Origin of the sequence: Pleomorphomonas sp. T1.2MG-36 (assembly GCF_950100655.1) — a bacterium.
Classification (GTDB): Bacteria; Pseudomonadota; Alphaproteobacteria; order Rhizobiales; family Pleomorphomonadaceae; genus Pleomorphomonas.
This window is the reverse complement of the sequence record NZ_CATNLY010000001.1, coordinates 788905-807318: the sequence shown is the minus strand read 5'-3', so window position 1 is coordinate 807318 and position 18414 is coordinate 788905. Positions and strand designations below refer to the sequence as shown.

The 18414-nt window shown below is 65.2% G+C and carries 15 protein-coding genes; 9 read left to right on the top strand and 6 right to left on the bottom strand.

Features of this window, described 5'->3' with window-relative positions:
* Nucleotides 1-87: 87 nt before the first annotated feature.
* The 5 genes from ptsP (at nt 88) to QQZ18_RS03745 (ending at nt 7911) form a co-directional block, all read left to right on the top strand.
* Nucleotides 88-2682 (top strand): phosphoenolpyruvate--protein phosphotransferase, encoded by a 2595-nt coding sequence (gene ptsP / locus QQZ18_RS03765; RefSeq protein ID WP_284538024.1) that lies wholly within the window; start codon nt 88-90, stop codon nt 2680-2682.
* A gap of 18 nt (nt 2683-2700) precedes the next feature.
* A complete protein-coding gene (ptsG, locus tag QQZ18_RS03760) occupies nt 2701-4473 on the top strand; it encodes a PTS glucose transporter subunit IIBC (protein ID WP_284538023.1) in 1773 nt (590 codons plus the stop codon).
* 273 nt (nt 4474-4746) lie between these two features.
* A complete protein-coding gene (locus tag QQZ18_RS03755; protein WP_284538020.1) occupies nt 4747-6240 on the top strand; it encodes an NAD(P)/FAD-dependent oxidoreductase in 1494 nt (497 codons plus the stop codon).
* Nucleotides 6233-7537: an NAD(P)/FAD-dependent oxidoreductase gene (locus tag QQZ18_RS03750; protein ID WP_284538018.1), complete on the top strand. Its 1305-nt coding sequence runs from the start codon at nt 6233-6235 to the stop codon at nt 7535-7537. Before QQZ18_RS03755 ends, QQZ18_RS03750 begins: the two co-directional genes overlap by 8 nt.
* Nucleotides 7534-7911 (top strand): DUF1667 domain-containing protein, encoded by a 378-nt coding sequence (locus QQZ18_RS03745; protein ID WP_284538017.1) that lies wholly within the window; start codon nt 7534-7536, stop codon nt 7909-7911. Before QQZ18_RS03750 ends, QQZ18_RS03745 begins: the two co-directional genes overlap by 4 nt.
* On the opposite strand, the gene QQZ18_RS03740 is transcribed toward QQZ18_RS03745, so the two are convergent.
* Complete coding sequence (locus tag QQZ18_RS03740) at nt 7905-9383, bottom strand: undecaprenyl-phosphate glucose phosphotransferase (RefSeq protein ID WP_284538015.1); 1479 nt, start codon at nt 9381-9383, stop codon at nt 7905-7907. The genes QQZ18_RS03745 and QQZ18_RS03740 overlap by 7 nt on opposite strands.
* A gap of 109 nt (nt 9384-9492) precedes the next feature.
* A complete protein-coding gene (locus QQZ18_RS03735; protein ID WP_284538012.1) occupies nt 9493-10062 on the bottom strand; it encodes a polysaccharide biosynthesis/export family protein in 570 nt (189 codons plus the stop codon).
* 294 nt (nt 10063-10356) lie between these two features.
* Here QQZ18_RS03735 and QQZ18_RS03730 point away from each other — a divergent pair, with 294 nt between their 5' ends.
* Nucleotides 10357-11622, top strand: coding sequence for a hypothetical protein (locus tag QQZ18_RS03730; protein ID WP_284538011.1), 1266 nt, complete (start codon nt 10357-10359; stop codon nt 11620-11622).
* Here QQZ18_RS03730 and QQZ18_RS03725 read toward each other — a convergent pair.
* From QQZ18_RS03725 to hemB, 4 genes are all read right to left on the bottom strand, one after another.
* The gene (locus tag QQZ18_RS03725; RefSeq protein ID WP_284538008.1) at nt 11619-11837 is read right to left on the bottom strand and encodes a DUF2842 domain-containing protein; all 219 of its coding nucleotides are present in this window, start codon (nt 11835-11837) and stop codon (nt 11619-11621) included. The two genes, QQZ18_RS03730 and QQZ18_RS03725, sit on opposite strands and share 4 nt — an antisense overlap.
* Before the next feature lie 175 nt (nt 11838-12012).
* Nucleotides 12013-13299, bottom strand: coding sequence for an O-acetylhomoserine aminocarboxypropyltransferase (locus QQZ18_RS03720; protein WP_284538006.1), 1287 nt, complete (start codon nt 13297-13299; stop codon nt 12013-12015).
* Between the two features lie 143 nt (nt 13300-13442).
* The gene (locus tag QQZ18_RS03715) at nt 13443-13979 is read right to left on the bottom strand and encodes a hypothetical protein (protein ID WP_284538004.1); all 537 of its coding nucleotides are present in this window, start codon (nt 13977-13979) and stop codon (nt 13443-13445) included.
* 1 nt (nt 13980) lies between these two features.
* Nucleotides 13981-14970: a porphobilinogen synthase gene (gene hemB, locus QQZ18_RS03710; protein WP_284538835.1), complete on the bottom strand. Its 990-nt coding sequence runs from the start codon at nt 14968-14970 to the stop codon at nt 13981-13983.
* Between the two features lie 178 nt (nt 14971-15148).
* Here hemB and QQZ18_RS03705 point away from each other — a divergent pair, with 178 nt between their 5' ends.
* The 3 genes from QQZ18_RS03705 to QQZ18_RS03695 all read left to right on the top strand — a co-directional run bounded on the left by QQZ18_RS03705 (nt 15149) and on the right by QQZ18_RS03695 (nt 18385).
* The gene (locus tag QQZ18_RS03705) at nt 15149-15583 is read left to right on the top strand and encodes a DUF6163 family protein (protein WP_284538001.1); all 435 of its coding nucleotides are present in this window, start codon (nt 15149-15151) and stop codon (nt 15581-15583) included.
* Between the two features lie 301 nt (nt 15584-15884).
* Complete coding sequence (gene ldtR / locus QQZ18_RS03700) at nt 15885-16400, top strand: transcriptional regulator LdtR (RefSeq protein ID WP_284537999.1); 516 nt, start codon at nt 15885-15887, stop codon at nt 16398-16400.
* 701 nt (nt 16401-17101) lie between these two features.
* A complete protein-coding gene (locus tag QQZ18_RS03695) occupies nt 17102-18385 on the top strand; it encodes a L,D-transpeptidase family protein (RefSeq protein WP_284537997.1) in 1284 nt (427 codons plus the stop codon).
* Nucleotides 18386-18414: the final 29 nt, after the last annotated feature.

The window sequence follows — 18414 nt, the reverse complement described above, 5'->3', positions numbered from 1 at the left end:
GGAGCCGCAGGGCATGCGCACGAGTTGAACGAGACAGGGCGATATCGTCGCCTCACGGAGAAACCCAAGATCTGACGGAGTCTTGACGTGGTTGATCATTCAAAGGACGCGTCCGGCGGCGGCAAGCCGCTCGACGCGAAGGACAGGCTTTACCTCAGAGCTCCGATCGGCGGCTGGCTCGGCTCCATCGCCGACGTTCCGGACCCGGTGTTCAGCGGCAGGATTCTGGGCGACGGCTTTGCCATCGACCCGACCGACGCGACGCTGCGCGCGCCGTTCGCCGGCGTGGTCACCTCGCTCCACCGCGCCCACCATGCGGTGACGCTGAGGGCGGACGACGGCGCCGAGGTTCTGATGCACATCGGCCTCGATACAGTGGCGCTCAAGGGCGATGGCTTCACGCCTCATGTCGCCGAAGGCGATCGGGTCAAGACCGGCGATCCCCTGATCAGCTTCGACATGGACGTCATCTCGCAACTGGTCCGCAGTCTGGTGGTTCCGGTGGTGCTGACCAACGGCGAGCGATTCACGCTGGCCGTTTCCGGCGTCGATCGGGAGATCGCCGCTGGTGATGAGGTTGCCACCATCGTTCCGCAGGGCGAAGCGGCACCGTCCCCGGTGAGCGCATCGGATGGCGATGCGGTCGTCGTGAAGGTCCGTATCGCCGATCCGCACGGCATCCACGCCCGCCCCGCCGGACTCATCGCCGAGGCCGCCAAGTCCGGCACCGCCGAGGTGATCATCCGTCTCGGCGACCGCAAGGCCAGCGCGGCAAGTCCCGTCGGACTGATGCTGCTCGGCGCCCAGCACAACGACGAGCTGACCATCGAGGCCAGGGGAGCCGATGGCGCCGAGGTTGCGAACCGCATCGCGGCGTTGTTGGGCGGACCGGAAGCGCCTGCCACGACCGCTCCCGCGTCCACGCCGGAAGTCGTCGCGGCGGCGGAGCCCGTTGCGCCGGCCGCCGCCGACGCACCCGAGCTTTGGGGACCGGGCGTTGCCAAGACCATTGAGGGTACAACGGCCTCGCCGGGGCTCGCTGCCGGCGTGTCGGTGCGGATCACCTCGGAGGACTTCGAGGTTTCCGAAGCCGGGGCCGACGTCGAACAGGAAATCAAGGAACTGCGCGCCGCGCTGAAGACGGCGGCGGCCGACATCGGCGCCAAGATCGCCGCCAGCAAGGGGCAGCAGGCGGAAATCCTCACCGCGCATCTGTCCTTCGTCGAAGATCCCGATCTGCGCGATGCCGCCTGGACGATGATCCGCGACGGCAAGAGCGCTGCGTTTGCCTGGAAGACGGCCATCGACCGCCAGGTCGCCGCGCTGCGCAAGCTCGGCAACCCGGTGCTTGCCGAGCGGGCCTCCGATCTCGAGGACGTCCTCCGCCGCGTGCTGGCGATTCTCCTGGGTGTTTCCGGGGCCGCAACAGTGCTGCCCGACGATGCGATCATCTTCGCGGCCGACCTGTTGCCGTCGCAGTTCGCCGACCTCGACCTCACCAAGGTCGCCGGCATCGTGCTGGCCTATGCCGGGCCCACGGCGCACGTGTCGATCCTCGCGGCGTCGAAGGGCATTCCGGCCGTCGTCGCCGCCGGTGTCGGCGTGCTGTGCGTGCCCGACGGGCAGCCGGTCGTCCTCGACGCCGACCTCGCGGCCGTGCGGATCAATCCGCCGGCGGACGAGCTGGCTGGCGTCCGTGCCGCCGTGGTTCGTCGTCGCGAACGCCTTGCCGCCAATCGCGCCGCGACGCAGGACGACTGCTACATGGCCGACGGCAAGCGGATCGAGGTTGTCGCCAATCTCGGCGGTCCCGCCGACGTCGCCGTGGCGCTCGAGAGCGGTGCCGAAGGCTGCGGCCTGATGCGGTCGGAATTTCTGTTCCTCAACCGCACCTCGGCGCCGAGCGAAGACGAGCAGTATGCCCAGTATCAGGCGATCGCCGATGGCCTGAAGGGACGGCCGCTGATCATCCGCACCCTCGATGCCGGCGCCGACAAGGACGTGCCCTACGCCAACCTGCCGAAGGAGGAAAATCCTGCCCTCGGTCTGCGCGGCGTCCGCATGAGCCTCTGGCAGCCCGAGCTTCTCAGGACCCAGATCCGCGCCATCCTCAGGGTGAAGCCCTTTGGCCAGTGCAAGATTCTGCTGCCGATGATCGCCACGCTCGCCGACCTTAGGGACGTGCGCAAGGTGATCGACGAGGAGATGAAGGCGCTCGCACGCTCTGCGCCGATCGAGGTGGGCATCATGGTCGAGGTTCCCTCGGCGGCGCTCATTTCCAAGACCCTGGCCGCCGAAGCCGACTTCCTGTCGGTCGGCACCAACGATCTCGCCCAGTACACGCTGGCCATCGATCGGGTGAACGCCCGCCTCGCCAAGCAGCTCGATCCCTTCCACCCGGCGGTGCTCAGGCTGATCCAACTGGCAGCCGAGGGTGCGAAGGCGCATGGCCGCTGGGTCGGCGTCTGCGGTTCGCTCGCCTCCTTCCCGCTGGCGGCGCCGGTCCTGATCGGCCTCGGCGTCACCGAGCTGTCGGCGACAGCCGGCTCGATCGCCGGGATCAAGGCAATGGTGCGTACCCTCGACATGAACACCTGCAAGGCGGCCGCCGAAGCGGCGCTCGCCCTCGAATCCGGCGAGGCGGTGCGCCGAATGCTCGCCAAGTCCTGGCCCGAAGCTTAATCCCAGAGGTTTCCAACCATGTTCAAATCAGCCTTCGGAGTGCTGCAGCAGATCGGCAAGGCGCTGATGTTGCCCGTAGCCGTGCTGCCCGTCGCCGGCCTTCTGCTCGGCATCGGCGCGTCCAACTTCTCCTTCCTGCCCGAGATCGTGTCGCAGGTGATGGCCAAGGGTGGCGATGCCATCTTTGGCAATCTGCCGATCATCTTCGCCGTCGGCGTCGCCCTCGGCCTCGCCAAGAATGACGGCGTCGCCGCCATCGCCGCCGTCGTCGGCTACTTCGTCATGACGGCGACGCTCAGCGCCATGGCCGTGTTCCTGCACGTGCCGGTGCTGGCCGGCAAGACGGTGCCGACCATCGACACCGGCGTGTTCGGCGGAATCATCATCGGCGCCATCGCGGCGTCGCTGTTCAACCGCTACTTCCGCATCCAGCTGCCGTCCTATCTCGGCTTCTTCGCCGGCAAGCGCTTCGTGCCGATCATCACCGGTGTGGCGGCCATCGTCGCCGGCGTGGTGCTGTCCTTCGTCTGGCAGCCCGTCCAGTCCGGCATCGACATCTTCTCGCACTGGGCGGCGGAGAACGATCCGCGCCTTGCCGCCACGGTCTACGGCTTCGTCGAGCGCCTGCTGATCCCGTTCGGCCTGCACCACATCTGGAACGTGCCGTTCTTCTTCGAGATCGGCTCCTACACCGACGCCGCCGGCAAGGTGGTGCACGGCGACATCAACCGCTTCTTCGCGGGCGATTCCACGGCCGGCATCCTGTCGGGCGCCTTCCTATTCAAGATGTGGGGCCTGCCGGCCGCCGCAATCGCCATCGCCCACACGGCCAAGCCGGAGAACCGCCTGAAGGTCATGGGCATGATGGTTTCGGCCGCCCTGACCTCGTTCCTGACCGGCATCACCGAGCCGATCGAGTTCTCCTTCCTGTTCGTCGCCCCGGCCCTTTACGCCGTGCATGCCGTGCTCGCCGCCACCACTCAGTTCGTGGCCAACACGCTCGACATTCACATGGGCTTCACGTTCTCGCAGGGCGGCATCGACTTCCTGCTGTTCAACGTCTTCGGTTCCAATGCCCATAACTGGTGGATGACGCTGATCCTCGGGCCGATCTACGCGGCCATCTATTACGGGGTGTTCCGCTTCGCCATCCAGAAGTTCGACCTCAAGACGCCCGGCCGCGAGGATGATGCCGTCGCCACTGTCGAGACCGCCGACGAGGCGCTCGACGGCAACGATCGCTTCGCCACCGCCCGCAAGCTGGTCACCGCTTTTGGCGGGGCGCAGAACATCACCAACCTCGATGCCTGCATCACCCGTCTGCGCGTCGGCGTCGCCGACATCGCCAAGGTGAATCAGGCGACGTTCAAGGAAATGGGCGCCGCGGGCGTCATGGTGGTCGGCCAGGGCCTGCAGGTGATCTTCGGCACCCAGTCGGAGAACATGAAGACCGACATGGACGAGTACCTGCGCACCCAGCCCGCCGGTGGCATCGCTCCGGCCGCCGCGGCTGCGCCGGTTGCCAGCAAGCCCGCCGTCGGCGTGCCGTCGATCGGTGCCCGACTGAAGGCCGACCAGATGATCGATGCCCTCGGCGGACGCTCCAACATCGTCTCCGTCGAGGCCGTGTCGGGAACCCGCGTTCGTGTCGAGGTGGCCGATCCCAAGCGGTTCGATCAGTCGCTGGTCAAGAAGGCGGGCGTGCGCGCGGTCGCCACGCTGGGCGCCGCGAACTATCACCTGATCGTCGGCGACGATGCCGGCGAAGTGGCGCAGGCCCTGTCCGCCTGACGTTTCCTCGGCCGCAGGTCACAAGCCACCGGCACCGAGTCGCAGAGATGACGCCGCCTTCCCGCAGGGGAGGGCGGCGTTGTCGCTTTCAGGAGGGTGCTCCGAGCCCATGCCGCTCGAATGCCTCAGTTCGGTCGGTGTGGGCTAGGCGTTCATACCGATCCGAAACCGTCGTCTGAAATGATACGAAAGTGAAAGCGAACTAAAACGAAGATCAATCGAACTTCGTCGGTGTCGACAAGGCATCGCCTTTCCCGGTGAAGGGAGCAGAGCATGGCAGGCAGTTTCGGAGCGGCGCCTCTTCCGGACAGCGCCGACGTTGTCGTCATCGGCGGCGGCGTGGTGGGATGCGCCATTGCCCGCGCGCTGTCGCGCTATGAGCTGTCGGTGGTGGTGCTCGAACGGTCGCCCGATGTCGCCACCGGTACTTCCAAGGCCAACAGCGGCATCCTGCACGCCGGCTTCGATGCCGAACCCGGCACCTGGAAGGCGCGTCTCAACGTGCGCGGCGCCCAGCTCTATGCCGAGCTTTCCGAGGGGCTCGGCATTCCGCGCAAGGCGACGGGGTCGCTGGTGGTGGCCAAGGATGCCGCCCAGATGGAGACCGTGGCGGATCTCCGCCATCGCGGTATCGACAACGGCGTGCCGGGTCTCGAAATCTGGTCGCGGGAGCAGGTCCTCGCCCACGAGCCGAACATCTCGCCAGACGTGGCCGGCGCACTCTGGGCGCCCACCGGCGCCATCGTCTGTCCGTTTCTCGCCACCGTCGGCTTTGCCGAGAATGCCATTCGCAACGGCGTGCGCATCATCACCGAATGCGACGTGACCGGGCTCGATGTCGAGGACCGGCAGATCGTGGCGGTGCGCACGTCAGGCGGCCGCATCGCCACCCGATTCGTGGTCAACGCCGCCGGTCTTCATTCCGGTGAGATAGCCCGTCTTGCCGGGGATGACAGTTTCACCATCAAGCCGCGCCGAGGCGAGTACATCCTGTTCGACCGCAGCGTCGGCCAACTGGTCAACACGGTGCTGTTCCCGACGCCCGACAAGGTGTCGAAGGGCATCCTGGTGTCGCCCACCGTGCATGGCAACGTGTTCATCGGCCCCGACGCCGCCGAGATCGACGATCCGGAGGACAAGGAGACCACGGCGGGCGGTCTTGCCGGCATCATTGCCGGCGCTCGTCGCATCATGCCGACCCTGCCGCTCGGCACGGCGATCACCGAGTTCGCCGGCTTGCGCGCCGCCGCCGGCAAGGACTTCGTCATAGGTCCGTCGCCGGCCGCCCGTGGTCTCGTCCATGCCGCAGGCATCCAGTCGCCCGGCCTCACCTCGGCGCCGGCCATCGGCGAGGTCATGATCGAGCTGTTGCAGGACGTCGGCCTGCGACTGAGGCCGAAGGCGAGCTTCGTGCCGGTCAACCCGGCAAAGCCGCGCTTTCACGAACTCGACCGTCAGTCGCAAGCCGAATTGATCGCCGCCGATCCGTTGTTCGGCCGCGTCATCTGCCGGTGCGAGACCATCACCGAGGCGGAGATCGTCGCGGCCATCCTGTCGCCTTGCGGCGCCAGAACCGTCGACGGCGTCAAGCGGCGCGTCCGTGCCGGGGCCGGTCGGTGCCAGGGCGGCTTCTGCGGGCCGCGCGTCACGGCCATCCTTGCTCGGGAACTCGGCATTCCCATCACGGCCGTTCGCAAGGACACAGTGAAATCATGGCTGTTCCTGTCGCGTGCCGATCTGGAAGCCGGGGAGAGTGTCCATGCGTGAGATGTCCTACGACGTGGTGACCATCGGTGGCGGCCCCGCCGGCATGGCGGCGGCGTTGGCCGCGCGCGAGGCCGGCGCGGAACACGTGCTGATCATCGAGCGCGACCGCGAACTGGGCGGCATCCTGCAGCAATGCATTCACAACGGCTTCGGTTTGAGGCGCTTCGAGGAGGAGCTGACCGGACCAGGCTATGCCCACCGCTACATCGACATGGTCAAGGCGACGGACATCGACGTCTGGCTCGATACCACCGTGCTCGCCGCCGAGCCGGGCGGGGTCATCACCTCCGTCAGCCCGCATGCCGGGATGACGGTGGTCCGGGCGAAGTCGGTGGTCTACGCCATGGGTTGTCGCGAGCGAACGCGCGGCGCCATTCGCACGCCGGGCAGCCGGCCGGCCGGCGTGTTCACGGCCGGCGCCGCCCAGCGCATGGTCAACATGGAGGGCTACCTGCCGGGCAAGGAAGTAGTGATCGTCGGCTCCGGCGACATCGGCCTGATCATGGCCCGCCGCATGACCTTCGAGGGCGCCAAGGTGAAGGCCGTCTTCGAGATCATGCCGTATTCCAACGGGCTGACGCGCAACATCGTCCAGTGCCTGGAAGACTTCGGCATCCCGCTCTATCTCGGCCATTCAGTGACGGCGATCCACGGCAAGGACCGGGTGACTGGCATCACCGTGTCGCAGGTCAACGACAGGCTGGAGGTGATCGAGGGCACGGCCTTCGACGTGTCGTGCGACTGCGTGCTGCTCTCCGTCGGCCTCATTCCCGAAAACGAACTCGGACGGGCGGCAGGCCTGGCCCTCGATCCGATCACCAGCGGCGCCCGCGTCGATCAGTTCCGGCAGACTTCGATTCCCGGCTTCTTCGCCGCCGGCAACGTGCTGCACGTTCATGATCTCGTCGACTGGGTGTCGGAAGAGGCGGCCATCGCCGGCCGGTCGGCGGCGCGCCATGCAAGGGGCGAGCTCCCCGCACTTAGCTCCGAACGATCCGTCATGGCGGGGGAGGGACTGCGCACCGTCGTACCGCAACGGCTTTCCGCCTTCGAACCCGGCAAGATGAGCACCCGCTTCTATTTCCGGGCGGCCAAGCCGGCGGGTGCGTCGCTGTTGCAGTTCTGGGCCGACGGCGCACTCGCCTTCGAGCGCAAGCTGAGGGTGGTGAAACCGAGCGAGATGATCGTCGCCGACATTCCCGTCCGCAAGATCGGCGACGCCCAGAAGCTGGAGTTCCGTGTCGTGCCGGCGCCCGAGAAGATCGAGGCGGACGACGAGATCGAGGAGGAGGCATGATGGAACGCGTGGTCCATGCCATCCAGTGCATCGGGTGTCCGATCGGTTGCGGCGGCGAGGTGATCGTCGAGAACGGCACCGTCTCGGAGATGACCGGCTTCACCTGCAACAAGGGGCTCGCCTATGCCGCCGAGGAGGTGGTTGCTCCCAAGCGTATGGTGACGACGACGGTGCGGGTGTCTGGCGGCGGTCTCGCGCTGTTGCCGGTGGTGTCGGTGACGCCGGTGCCGAAGGACCGCATCTTCGACTGTCTGCGCCTTTTGCGCGACGTGTCGGTCGCCGCGCCGATCGCCGAGGGAACGATCGTCGTGTCCGACGCGCTGGGGCTGGGGGTCGACTTCCGCGCCGCCCGCGACATCGCGTCGGTTCAGTAGGCGTTTTCCTGGTTGAGGATGCGGATCGGCGTCAGCATGAGAATGTAGAGGTCGAACAGCACCGACCAGTTCTCGATGTAGTAGAGGTCGTGCTCGACGCGGGCCTGGATCTTGTCGGGCGTATCGACTTCGCCGCGCCAGCCGTTGATCTGCGCCCAGCCGGTGACGCCGGGCTTCACCTTGTGGCGGGCGAAGTAGCCATCGACCACCTCTTCCCAGAGCTTGTGTTCGGTGTGGGCATTGACGGCGTGCGGGCGCGGTCCAACCAGCGACAGGTCGCCCTTCAGCACGTTGAAGAGCTGCGGCAACTCGTCGATCGAAGTCTTGCGGATGAAGCGGCCGACCGGCGTCACTCGCGGGTCACCGCGCGTCACCACCTTCTCCGCCTTAATGTCCGCCTGGTCGGCATACATGGAGCGGAACTTCATCACCGAGATCACTTCGTTGTTGAAGCCGTAGCGCGGCTGGCGGAACAGAATCGGCCCCTTAGAAGTCGCCTTGACGGCGATGGCCGCGCCGATCATCAGCGGCGACAGCGCGACGATGGCGAGGCTGGCGATGGCGACGTCGAACACGCGCTTCGACACTTGCGACCAGCCGGTGATCGGGCGGTCGAACAGGTCGAGGAAGGGCACGCGCCCGATGTAGGAATAGGAACGGGGGCGAAGGCGCAGCTTGCTCGAATGGGCCGAGAGGCGGATGTCGACGGGCAGGACCCAGAGCTTCTTCAGAAGTTGCAGGATGCGGACTTCGGCGGTCGCGGGCAGGGCGACGATCACGAGGTCGACGGCGGCGAGACGGGCGAAGTCGACGAGGTCGGAGGTGTTGCCGAGCTTGGGAAAGCCTTGCTGGTTCTCCGGACTGCGGTCGTCATTGCGATCGTCGAAGACGCCGAGAATGGCCAGTTCGTTGCCCCCGGTCTCCTCCAGCGCGGTGATCAGCGATTCGGCCATGGTGCCGCCGCCGAGGATGACGGCTCGCTTTTGCAGGCGGCCGGCGCGGGTGAGGCGGCGCGTCGCCAGTGACGTCATCGCCGACGCGAGGCCGAGCGTCATCACGCCGGCCAGATACCAGACCAGGAACCACAGGCGGGCGACGTCGGGCAGACCATCGCCGATGATCAGCAGCACCGAGACAAAGCCGAAGACGCTCGACCAGGCGACCAGGAGCTTAGCGAAGCGCTGGGAGTGACGGCGCAGCAGCGACAAGTCGTTGGCGCCGAGAATCTGGGCGACGAACAGCGTCAGGATGGCGGCGCCGACAGGAATTGCCAGCGTCAGGCCAGCGAGCGACACCGAAAACAATGGCAGCAGGCCGACGCCGACGACGGACAGGCAGACCCCTTCGAAAGCGGCGGCGATGCCGCTCACCAGCGAGGGGGCGATGGAAGCGTCCCGATAGTTTCGAGCGACGGCTTCGGCTGTCGTCGGGAGGTTGGAAACGGGCCCGGTGGCCGGTTCGGTGGCGCTCATCGCAACTCATCCCCGATGATCAAGGCGAACGAAGCCGCCATGATGGGTGAAAAATCCTGAAGTGGAGTAAAGCGGCGAGACCGGTCGCTCTTTTTCGGCAACACCGACGTCAGAACAGCCGCTGAGCGACTCGCAGGACGTCGCCGGGGCGAACCAGAGCGCTCGGCAGCAGTGTACCGGTGTAGACCTTGCCGTTCAGCCGGCGTGATACGGAAATGCCGCCCTCGTTGGCGCGCGATGTGAAGCCGCCGGCGATGGCGACGGCCGTTTCGACGGTCATCGCGTTCACATAGCTGTATTGGCCGGGATTGCGGACCTCGCCCATGATGAAGAAGGGGCGATAGGTATCGACCTCGACGGTCACGTCGGGATTGTTCAGGTAGCCCTTCTTGAGGCCGCGCGTCAGCGCGCCGGCCAATTCCTGCGTGGTCAGGCCGCGCGCTGTGACGTTGCCGACCAGGGGGTAGGCGATGTAGCCCGCCTGATCGACGGAAAAGCTGCCCGATAGGGCCGTCTGTTCAAAGACGGTGACCCGCAGCTTGTCGCCGCTGTCGAGACGATAGGGACCATCGAGTCCATCGGGGATCGAAGGAGAGGCGCCGGCCGGCCGCCGCCGGGGCACGGTCGTGCAGGCGCCGAGGCCGAGCAAAGCCAGACCGAGAAAGGCGCGTCGCCGCATGCGAATGTCCCCATGAAATCAGCGCGAATACGATGAGCGAGCCTAGTCCGGCATGGTTAAGGAAAGGGAAATGCCGCTTAACAATTCTTTATGAAGTCTTGCCGGGGGCGAGAAGCTGGGGACGTCGGTAACATTTTTGCGATGCTTAACGGGCTGGTTACCATACCCGACCATGCTTTTCGCATGGAAAGGCAGGCTCGACCCTTGAACGTGTTCGGTGCGCCCCCCGCCGGTGAGGCGGGCGCTGGCGTGCGTCAGGTCGCTTTTCAGTCCGTTTTGCGCCGGAAGGCCCTGATGGTCGTTCTGGCCGCCTCGGTGGCTTTGGCGACTCATGGCCTTCTTTCCGCCTTGCCGCAGGGCGTCGAGGTTCATGCCCGTCTTGCCGTCGATCGGACGGGCGCAACCGAAAACCTCATCGATGCCGAGTTTCTGGCTTCGCAGGCCAAGCTCATCACCTCGCGCGACGCACTCCGCCGGGCGGCGGCCGAACTCGGCGTGACCGATGCCGGCACTCTCTCAAAACCGCCGCTTCATCAGCGCATTCTGGCTGCGATGGGCATGGGTGGCGCCGGCAAGCTGGTCTCGCCCGAAGAAAAGCTGACCGATGCGCTCGCGGCGGGGGTCTCGGCGGCGCCGTCGGGGTTCGGTCGGTCGATCGATGTCCGCTTCTTGTCCGAAAATCCCGAGTTTGCCGCTCGCTTCGTCGATCGGGTGATCGGCGATTATCTTCAGCTGCAGGGCACCAGCGGTGGTGTCGGCGCCAGGCTGGTGTCGGGCGCGGTACCGGTGGAACGAGCCGAGAGCATTCCGCCTTGGGTGGGTGGCGCGCTGGCCGGTTTGGCCGTGCTGATCCTCGGTGCCCTGGGGGGCGCCGTTGGCCGTTGGCGCCATCGCGACGCGGGTGAGCAGGTGGAAGACGCGCCTGTCACCGTCGGGGCCTTCGAACCCGTCGATCTGACGCCCGTCGACCACAAGATAGTGTCGGGGAAGCCGGATGACGCCAAACCCGGCGCCGCCTCGGCTACCCCGCCTGCCGCCGCTCCCTTTGCCGATCTTGCCGCGCGCCGTCGGGTCGCAGTCGCGAGCTTTGGCGAGGGCGGCGAGAATCATCGCCTCATCGGCGAGCTCGTTCGTGACGGCGGCTTCAATGGCGCGCGAGTCGTGGTCGTCGATGCAAGCCGGCGCGCCGGCGACAAGCCGGGCCTTGCCGAACTGCTGGCCGGCGATGCCGACTTCGCCGATGTCATCCAGCGCAACGCCAGTTCACGCGCCCACGAAATCGGGCCGGGTCTCCGGCCACTGGTGGCGCTCGCCGATGACAGCGAGTCGGCGGCGATTCTGCTCGAAACGCTGGAGCAGACCTACGACCTCGTGCTGATCGATCTCGGCCGGTTGCGCACCGATCCGGCGTTCACGCTGTTTGCCCGGCTGGCGGGACAGCTCATGTTGACCGGCGACGCCGAGCCCGGCGCCGTCGATACGCTTCTGGCCGCGCTCGGGCGGCGGGGCGTCACCGGAATCACGCGTGTGCCTACGCCGGCCGGTGAAATTGCCGCCTAGGCTCCGATGCCTCGGTCGGCTTTCGCCATCCAGGCGATGAGCATGCCGGCCGGAGGCACCCAGAGCAGGCCCGCCACCACATAGTAGACGAGCTGCCACCAGACATTCACGCCCGGGAGAATCGCCACGGCGATGACCATGGCGATGAGGGCGTAGACCGGCACGGTGATCACGAGTATGACGGTGCCGATCAGCTTCCTGAGACTTGAGGACAAGCGCGCCTCCGCCGTTCAGTGGGGCAAGTTCGGCGTCCGATCCCGGTTAGCGTCGGGTGCTCGATCGAATGCCGATTCGAAAGTCAACGAACCCAGCAGCCCGACATCGGGCCTGCGGTCCGGCATCCGTCTCGGGACGATGCCGGTCGGCCGCAGGTCCTGCCGGAAGCGGACGTCAGTCGATGCGTCCAAGCGCCTGATCCAGATCGGCGATGATGTCGGCGACGTCCTCGATGCCGATCGACAGCCGCACCACGTCCGGTCCGGCGCCGGCCGCCACCTTCTGGGCGTCGGTCAGCTGCTTGTGGGTGGTCGAGGCGGGGTGGATGACCAGCGAACGGGTATCGCCGACGTTGGCAAGGTGTGAGAAGAGTTCGACGCTCTTCACGAGAGTCACGCCGGCGTCATAGCCGCCCTTGAGACCGAAGGTGAAGACGGCGCCCGCGCCCTTCGGGGCGTATTTCTGCTGCAGACCGTGATAGCGGTCGCCCGGCAGGCCAGCATAGGACACCCAGGCCACCTTCGGGTGATCGGACAGGAACTCGGCCACCATCTTGGCGTTGTCGGTGTGGCGCTGCATGCGCAACGGTAGCGTCTCGATTCCCGTCAGGATCTGGAAGGCGTTGAACGGCGAAATGCAGGGGCCGAGGTCGCGCAGGCCAAGCGCCCGGCAGGCGACGGCGAAGGCGAAGTTGCCGAAGTTCTGATGGAAGACGAGGCCGTTGTACTCGGGTCTCGGCTCGCACAGCATCGGATAACGGTTCTCGCGCGACCAGTCGAAATTGCCGGCATCGACGATGATGCCGCCGAGCGAATTGCCGTGGCCGGCCAGGAACTTGGTCAGCGAATGAACGACGATGTCGGCGCCGTGTTCGATCGGACGGCAGAGGTACGGGGTGGCCAGCGTATTGTCGACGATGAGCGGCACGCCGGCCCGCTTCGCCACGTGGGCGACGGCGGCGATGTCGGTGACGATGCCGCCGGGATTGGCGATCGATTCGATGAAGATCGCCTTGGTCCGCGGCGTGACGGCCTTTTCAAAGGACGAGGGATCGGCCGGATCGGCCCAGACGACGTTCCAGCCGAAGTTCTTGAAGGCATTGGCGAACTGGTTGATCGATCCGCCATAGAGCTTCCTCGATGCAATGAACTCGTCGCCGGGCTGCAAGAGGGTGTGGAAGACGATCAGCTGCGCGGCGTGGCCGGATGCCACGGCGAGCGCCGCGACGCCACCTTCCAGCGCCGCCACGCGCTCCTCCAGCACCGCCTGGGTCGGGTTGGTCAGGCGGCCGTAGATGTTGCCGAAGGTTTCGAGGCCGAACAGCTTGGCGGCCTGATCGACATCCTCGAAGACGTAGGAGGCCGTCTGGTAGATGGGGGTGATCCGAGCGCCGGTGGTCGGGTCCGGAGCGGCGCCGGCATGGATGGCAAGCGTCGAGAATCCGGGGGTCTGTTCGGTCATCTGTCTCTCCCTCATCGCCTCAGAGGCCTTGGCCGCCCTGGAAAGGCGCACGGCCGAAACCGGCATTGCGGATCGGCGGGCGCGGCGGCCGGCATTCGGGCCGACACCCTAATCCCTCGACTGGCGGGGATACAAGGGCGGCGTCAGCCTCGGCGGGCGCGTCCGGCGAAGCGGTTGGCCGCCAGCATGGCAGCGGCGAGAAGAAGGCAGAGGAGGGCGCCGACCAGCGAGGGATGCGGCCGCCCGACCATCGCGGCAAGGAAGGTCAGCGGCGGCACCTCCACCCTGAGCCGGGCCTTGCCGCTCTCGACGGCAGCCTCGTCGCCCAGCCAAAAGCGCTCGAGGAAGTAAAGGCGGGCGTCGCCGATCGGGCTCCCCCCGAGTTCGACGCCGAGAAGATGCCGCGGGCCATTCAGCCCGTCGCCGAAGGCGCAGCGCAGCCGGCCGGACGAGGTGCCGGCGGCGTCGATCCGCCGATAGCCGATTTCGACCACGTCGAAGACGTCGCCCGACCGCTTGAGGCTGTCGACGACGAGATCGCCGTTCTCCTCAAGAGCGGGCAGGGCGTTGAGGCAAGCGCGTGCATCGCGGTAGCCGTTTGCCAGCCACCACGCTTCGGTCGCGACAACCGCACCGATGGCGGCGGCCGCGACGATCTTGAGAAGGCGGGACAGCCGCACGTCAGCCCTTCAGCTTGCGGGCGACGTCACGGGCGAAGTAGGTGAGGATGCCGTCGGCGCCGGCGCGCTTGAAGGCGACGAGGCTTTCCATCATCGCCCGTTCGCCATCCAGCCAGCCGTTGCGCGTGGCGGCCATGATCATCGCGTACTCGCCGCTGACCTGATAGGCGAAGGTCGGCACCTGGAACTCGTCCTTGAGACGACGGAGGATGTCGAGATACGGCATGCCCGGCTTGACCATGATCATGTCGGCGCCCTCGGCGAGGTCGAGTTCGGCCTCCTGGATCGCTTCGTCGGAGTTGGCCGGATCCATCTGATAGGTGCGCTTGTCGCCGCGCAAAGTCTTGCTGGTACCGATGGCGTCGCGGAACGGGCCGTAGAAGGCCGACGCATATTTGGCCGAATAGGCCATGATCTGCACGTGCTCGAACCCGGCGTCGTCCAGTGCGGCGCGAATGGCGCCGACGCGTCCGTCCATCATGTCGGAGGGACCGATGATGTCGGCGCCGGCCCGCGCCTGATTGAGCGCCTGCTCGCAAAGCACGGCCACCGTCTCGTCGTTGAGAATGACGTCGCCTTCGAGAAGGCCGTCGTGGCCGTGGCTGGTGTAGGGATCGAGCGCCACGTCGGTCATCAGCCCGATGTCCGGAACGGCCGTCTTGATGGCCCTGAGCGCGCGGCAGATCAGGTTGTCCGGCGACAGCGCCTCGCTGCCGTTTTCGTCGCGCTTCACGGGATCGGTATAGGGAAAGAGTGCGATGGCCGGAATGCCGAGCGCGGCCGCCTCGGCTGCGTCGCGCACCGCCTCGTCGACCGAAAGGCGTTCGACGCCGGGCATGGAGGCGATGGGCGTGCGCACGCCGACGCCGTCGATGACGAAGATCGGCCAGATCAGGTCGTCGACGGTGATGTTGGTTTCGCGCACGAGGCGGCGCGACCAGTCGGTCTGGCGCAGCCGGCGCATGCGTCGGCCGCTCAGAATGGCGCGCATGTCAGGCGCGGCGGCGCCTTTGGAGAATGGGGTGTTCGCGGTCATGATGGGAAGTCCTGCCAGCGGAAAGCGGTGCCGCTGTAGCACGGCTCAGCCTGCGGCTCTATACGCGGGTCATGATTTGATCGATACTTCGGCGCAAAATTGAGGCAGCCGGACAGACTGAAAGGATCATCGGATGAGCGGCAACGGCGACACGCGGCAGTCCGAGGGGCTTGAAACGGGCCTCTGGAGCAGGTTCGACGCCCGCCTGACCCTGGTGATCTACGTTCGCTTCCTGTCGACCGTGTTCCTGGTCGCCGGGCTTTTGCGCTGGGCGACGATTCTCGGCTTCGGTATTCCGAGCGGCAATTTCCTGGCGCTGTCCTCGCCCGTCATCGTGGCGACGCTGTTCTTCGCCGTTGCCGATCTCGTGGCGGCGGTCGGCCTCTGGTTGCTTGCCTCATGGGGAACCGTAGTGTGGATGATCAGCGCGCTGACCGAGACGGCTCTCTATAGCGCCTACAATCCGCAGTTCGGCCGCAACTATCCCCTGATGATCTTCCACATCGGCACCGTGACGCTCTACGCCGTGCTCTCCGCCTATTACGAACGGACGCGCGATCGTTTGTGAGGGTCAACAAAGAGTTATTACGTAAAATTTGGCAATTCGTCTCAACCGCCTTTCCGGGGCGGAGTCGGATTGATGAAAACTAGGTCGAATTTTGCGGAATCTGGCCGAAATTCCTGCGTTGGCTTGTCTTTTGGGCGCGTAAAGTACTGCTTTACCAAAGCGAAGACTCGGGTGGGTTTGGAATCGCGTTAAACTTATATTCAGCCTGCCCCTTAAGCCGTTTTTCAAAGCTCTCGGCTACTGTCGTGATCAAGGCGGACAAAGAGCCGCTCCCAAAAGTACGACAGAGAGGCTTTCCACCATGGCCAACGCCAAGCGCGCCTATGATCTTTATGCCAACGAGCCCGAAGAAGAGCAGGGCCTCCAGCCGCTTTATCTCGAGGCGCTTCGCCTCGTCGAGCGTCTGCATCGCCGCCTGCTCGACGTCATCAAGGACGAGTTCGACCGTTCCGGTCGCACCGACGTCAACGCCGTCCAGGCGCTCCTGCTGTTCAATATCGGCGACAGCGAACTGACGGCCGGCGAGCTCCGGACCCGCGGTTACTATCTCGGTTCCAATGTGTCCTACAATCTCAAGAAGCTGGTTGAGATGGGATACATTCACCATCAGCGGTCCCGCATGGATCGTCGTTCGGTCCGCGTCAAGCTGACGGAAAAGGGCCAGGCGATCGCTGACATCGTCGGCAAGCTCTACAATCGCCACATCATCTCGATCGAGACGGTTGGCGGCATCAACCGCGACGACTTCAAGGTGCTCAACAAGTCGCTGCAGCGGCTGGAGCGCTTCTGGACCGACCAGATCCTCTATCGGCTGTAAGCTTAAGGACGTTGTCCTGAAGCCCAGGTTGGAAGCCGCCGCTTCCAAGTACTTCCGAATAGATCCGATCCTGCCCCAAAGTGGCTGCCGTTACCCACGGCGGCCGCTTTTCTTTTTGGGGAACCGAATGCCTCATGTGTCCGGTGCGACCAAGAGCCAAGTCGACATGTGGTTTAGCGTTTGCTGTTTCGCTGTCAAAACTGACAGTGACATTTTCGAAATGAGAGTATTGGTCCGCGATAAGAGACAGGGTGAACGTCGATACAGTGCTTTTTCTGCCTCGTTAACCATTCTTTAACAATTTGATGTCAGATGTTAAGTGTATCGAGCATGTCGGTTGGAACGCTTCCTCCCCTTTCCAGACACCGGATGCATCGAACGTCTCAACTCCTCCCGAGACGCGCAACTTGGCCCTGAGCGCCCTCCCTGCGCCCAGGGTCTTTTCACGTCCGCATGTTGCCATGCCGTTTGGTCCGATCAGGCCTGCGCGGACGAGGGAGGCTTTCATAGTCCTCGATTTCGCCATGAATTGTCGATAAACGGCGAACCATCGGAGCCGCCCTGCGAGTCCTTCGTAGGCGCTTCATTTATGCGGGAATTTGCCGGAAGGGCTTCGTTAACCAAGACCATTGTCCACTGGGCGAGGTTTTGGCGCCTTGTCCGACTTCCGGCGTCCGAAGGGTTCAATCTGGAGTGCGGTCGTGAAGGGATCTTTTTTGTCGATGGCGGCGAGCCGCCGCGGGGTGCTCAAGGCTGGCGTTGCCGGAGTGACGGCGCTTGCGGCCTCTGCCTCGAAGGCCCAGACGCTGTTGGCTCAGACGGAATGGACTGAAGGTTTCGACGTCTCCGCTCCCTCCGACGTGACGGCCCAGCCGACCCGGCCGTCCATCTCCGGTCAGTCGGGTTTTTATACCGAACAGGCGATCAATCAGTACTCCACCATTGCCATGCAGGGTGGCTGGCCGCAGGTTCCGGCTGGCGGCAAGCTTCGGCTCGGCATGGAAAACCCGGCTGTCGGAGTGTTGCGCCAGCGGCTTATGATCACCGGCGATCTCGATCAGAGCGCCGGTAATTCCACTGCCTACGACACCTTCGTCGATGGAGCCGTCCGCCATTTCCAGGAGCGTCATGGCATCATCGCCAACGGCGTGGTCGACGATGCGACGCTGCGCCAGCTCAATGTTCCGGTCGAGACGCGCATCCAGCAGCTTCAGCTCAACCTCGTTCGCCTCCAGACGCTGCCGAACCCGCTCGGCGGAAGCAGCGATCGTTACGTGATGGTCAATGTGCCCGGCGCCGAGATCGAGACCATCGATGGCGATACCGTTCACTCGCGGCACAGGGGCGTGGTCGGCAAGATCGACCGGCAAACGCCGCTGCTCAACTCGAAGATCACCATCATCCGCTTCTTCCCCTACTGGACGGTTCCCAAGAGCATCATCCTCAAGGATCTGATCCCGCAGATGCAGAAGGACCCGTCCTATCTCGACCGGCAGAAGATCCATGTCTTCGATCCGCGCTCGGGAACCGAGGTGTCCTGGCAGTCGATCGACTGGAAGACCGATCAGGCGGTCAGCTACATGTTCCGTCAGGAGCCGGGCGACCTCAACTCCATGGGTACGGTGAAGATCGATTTCCCGTCGCCGGAAGGCGTCTATATGCACGACACGCCGAGCAAGGGTTTGTTCGGCGGCAACGATCGCTTCCATTCCTCGGGCTGCATTCGCGTTCAGAACGTTCGCGAGTACGTCTACTGGATCCTCAAGAATACGCCGGACTGGCCGAAGGACCGCATCACCGAGGCCCTGACCTCCGGCGAACGCATCGATGCGCCCGTGGCCGATCCCGTGCCCCTCTACTTCCAGTACATCACCGCGTGGGCGACGCCGAACAACACCGTCGAGTTCCGCGACGATATCTACCAGCGCGACGGTCTGGGCGTGCCGATGTCGCCCGAGGCACAGAGCCAGGCGCAGGCCGGCTGATTTTCCGCACGCGTCATGCTAGTTTCGGC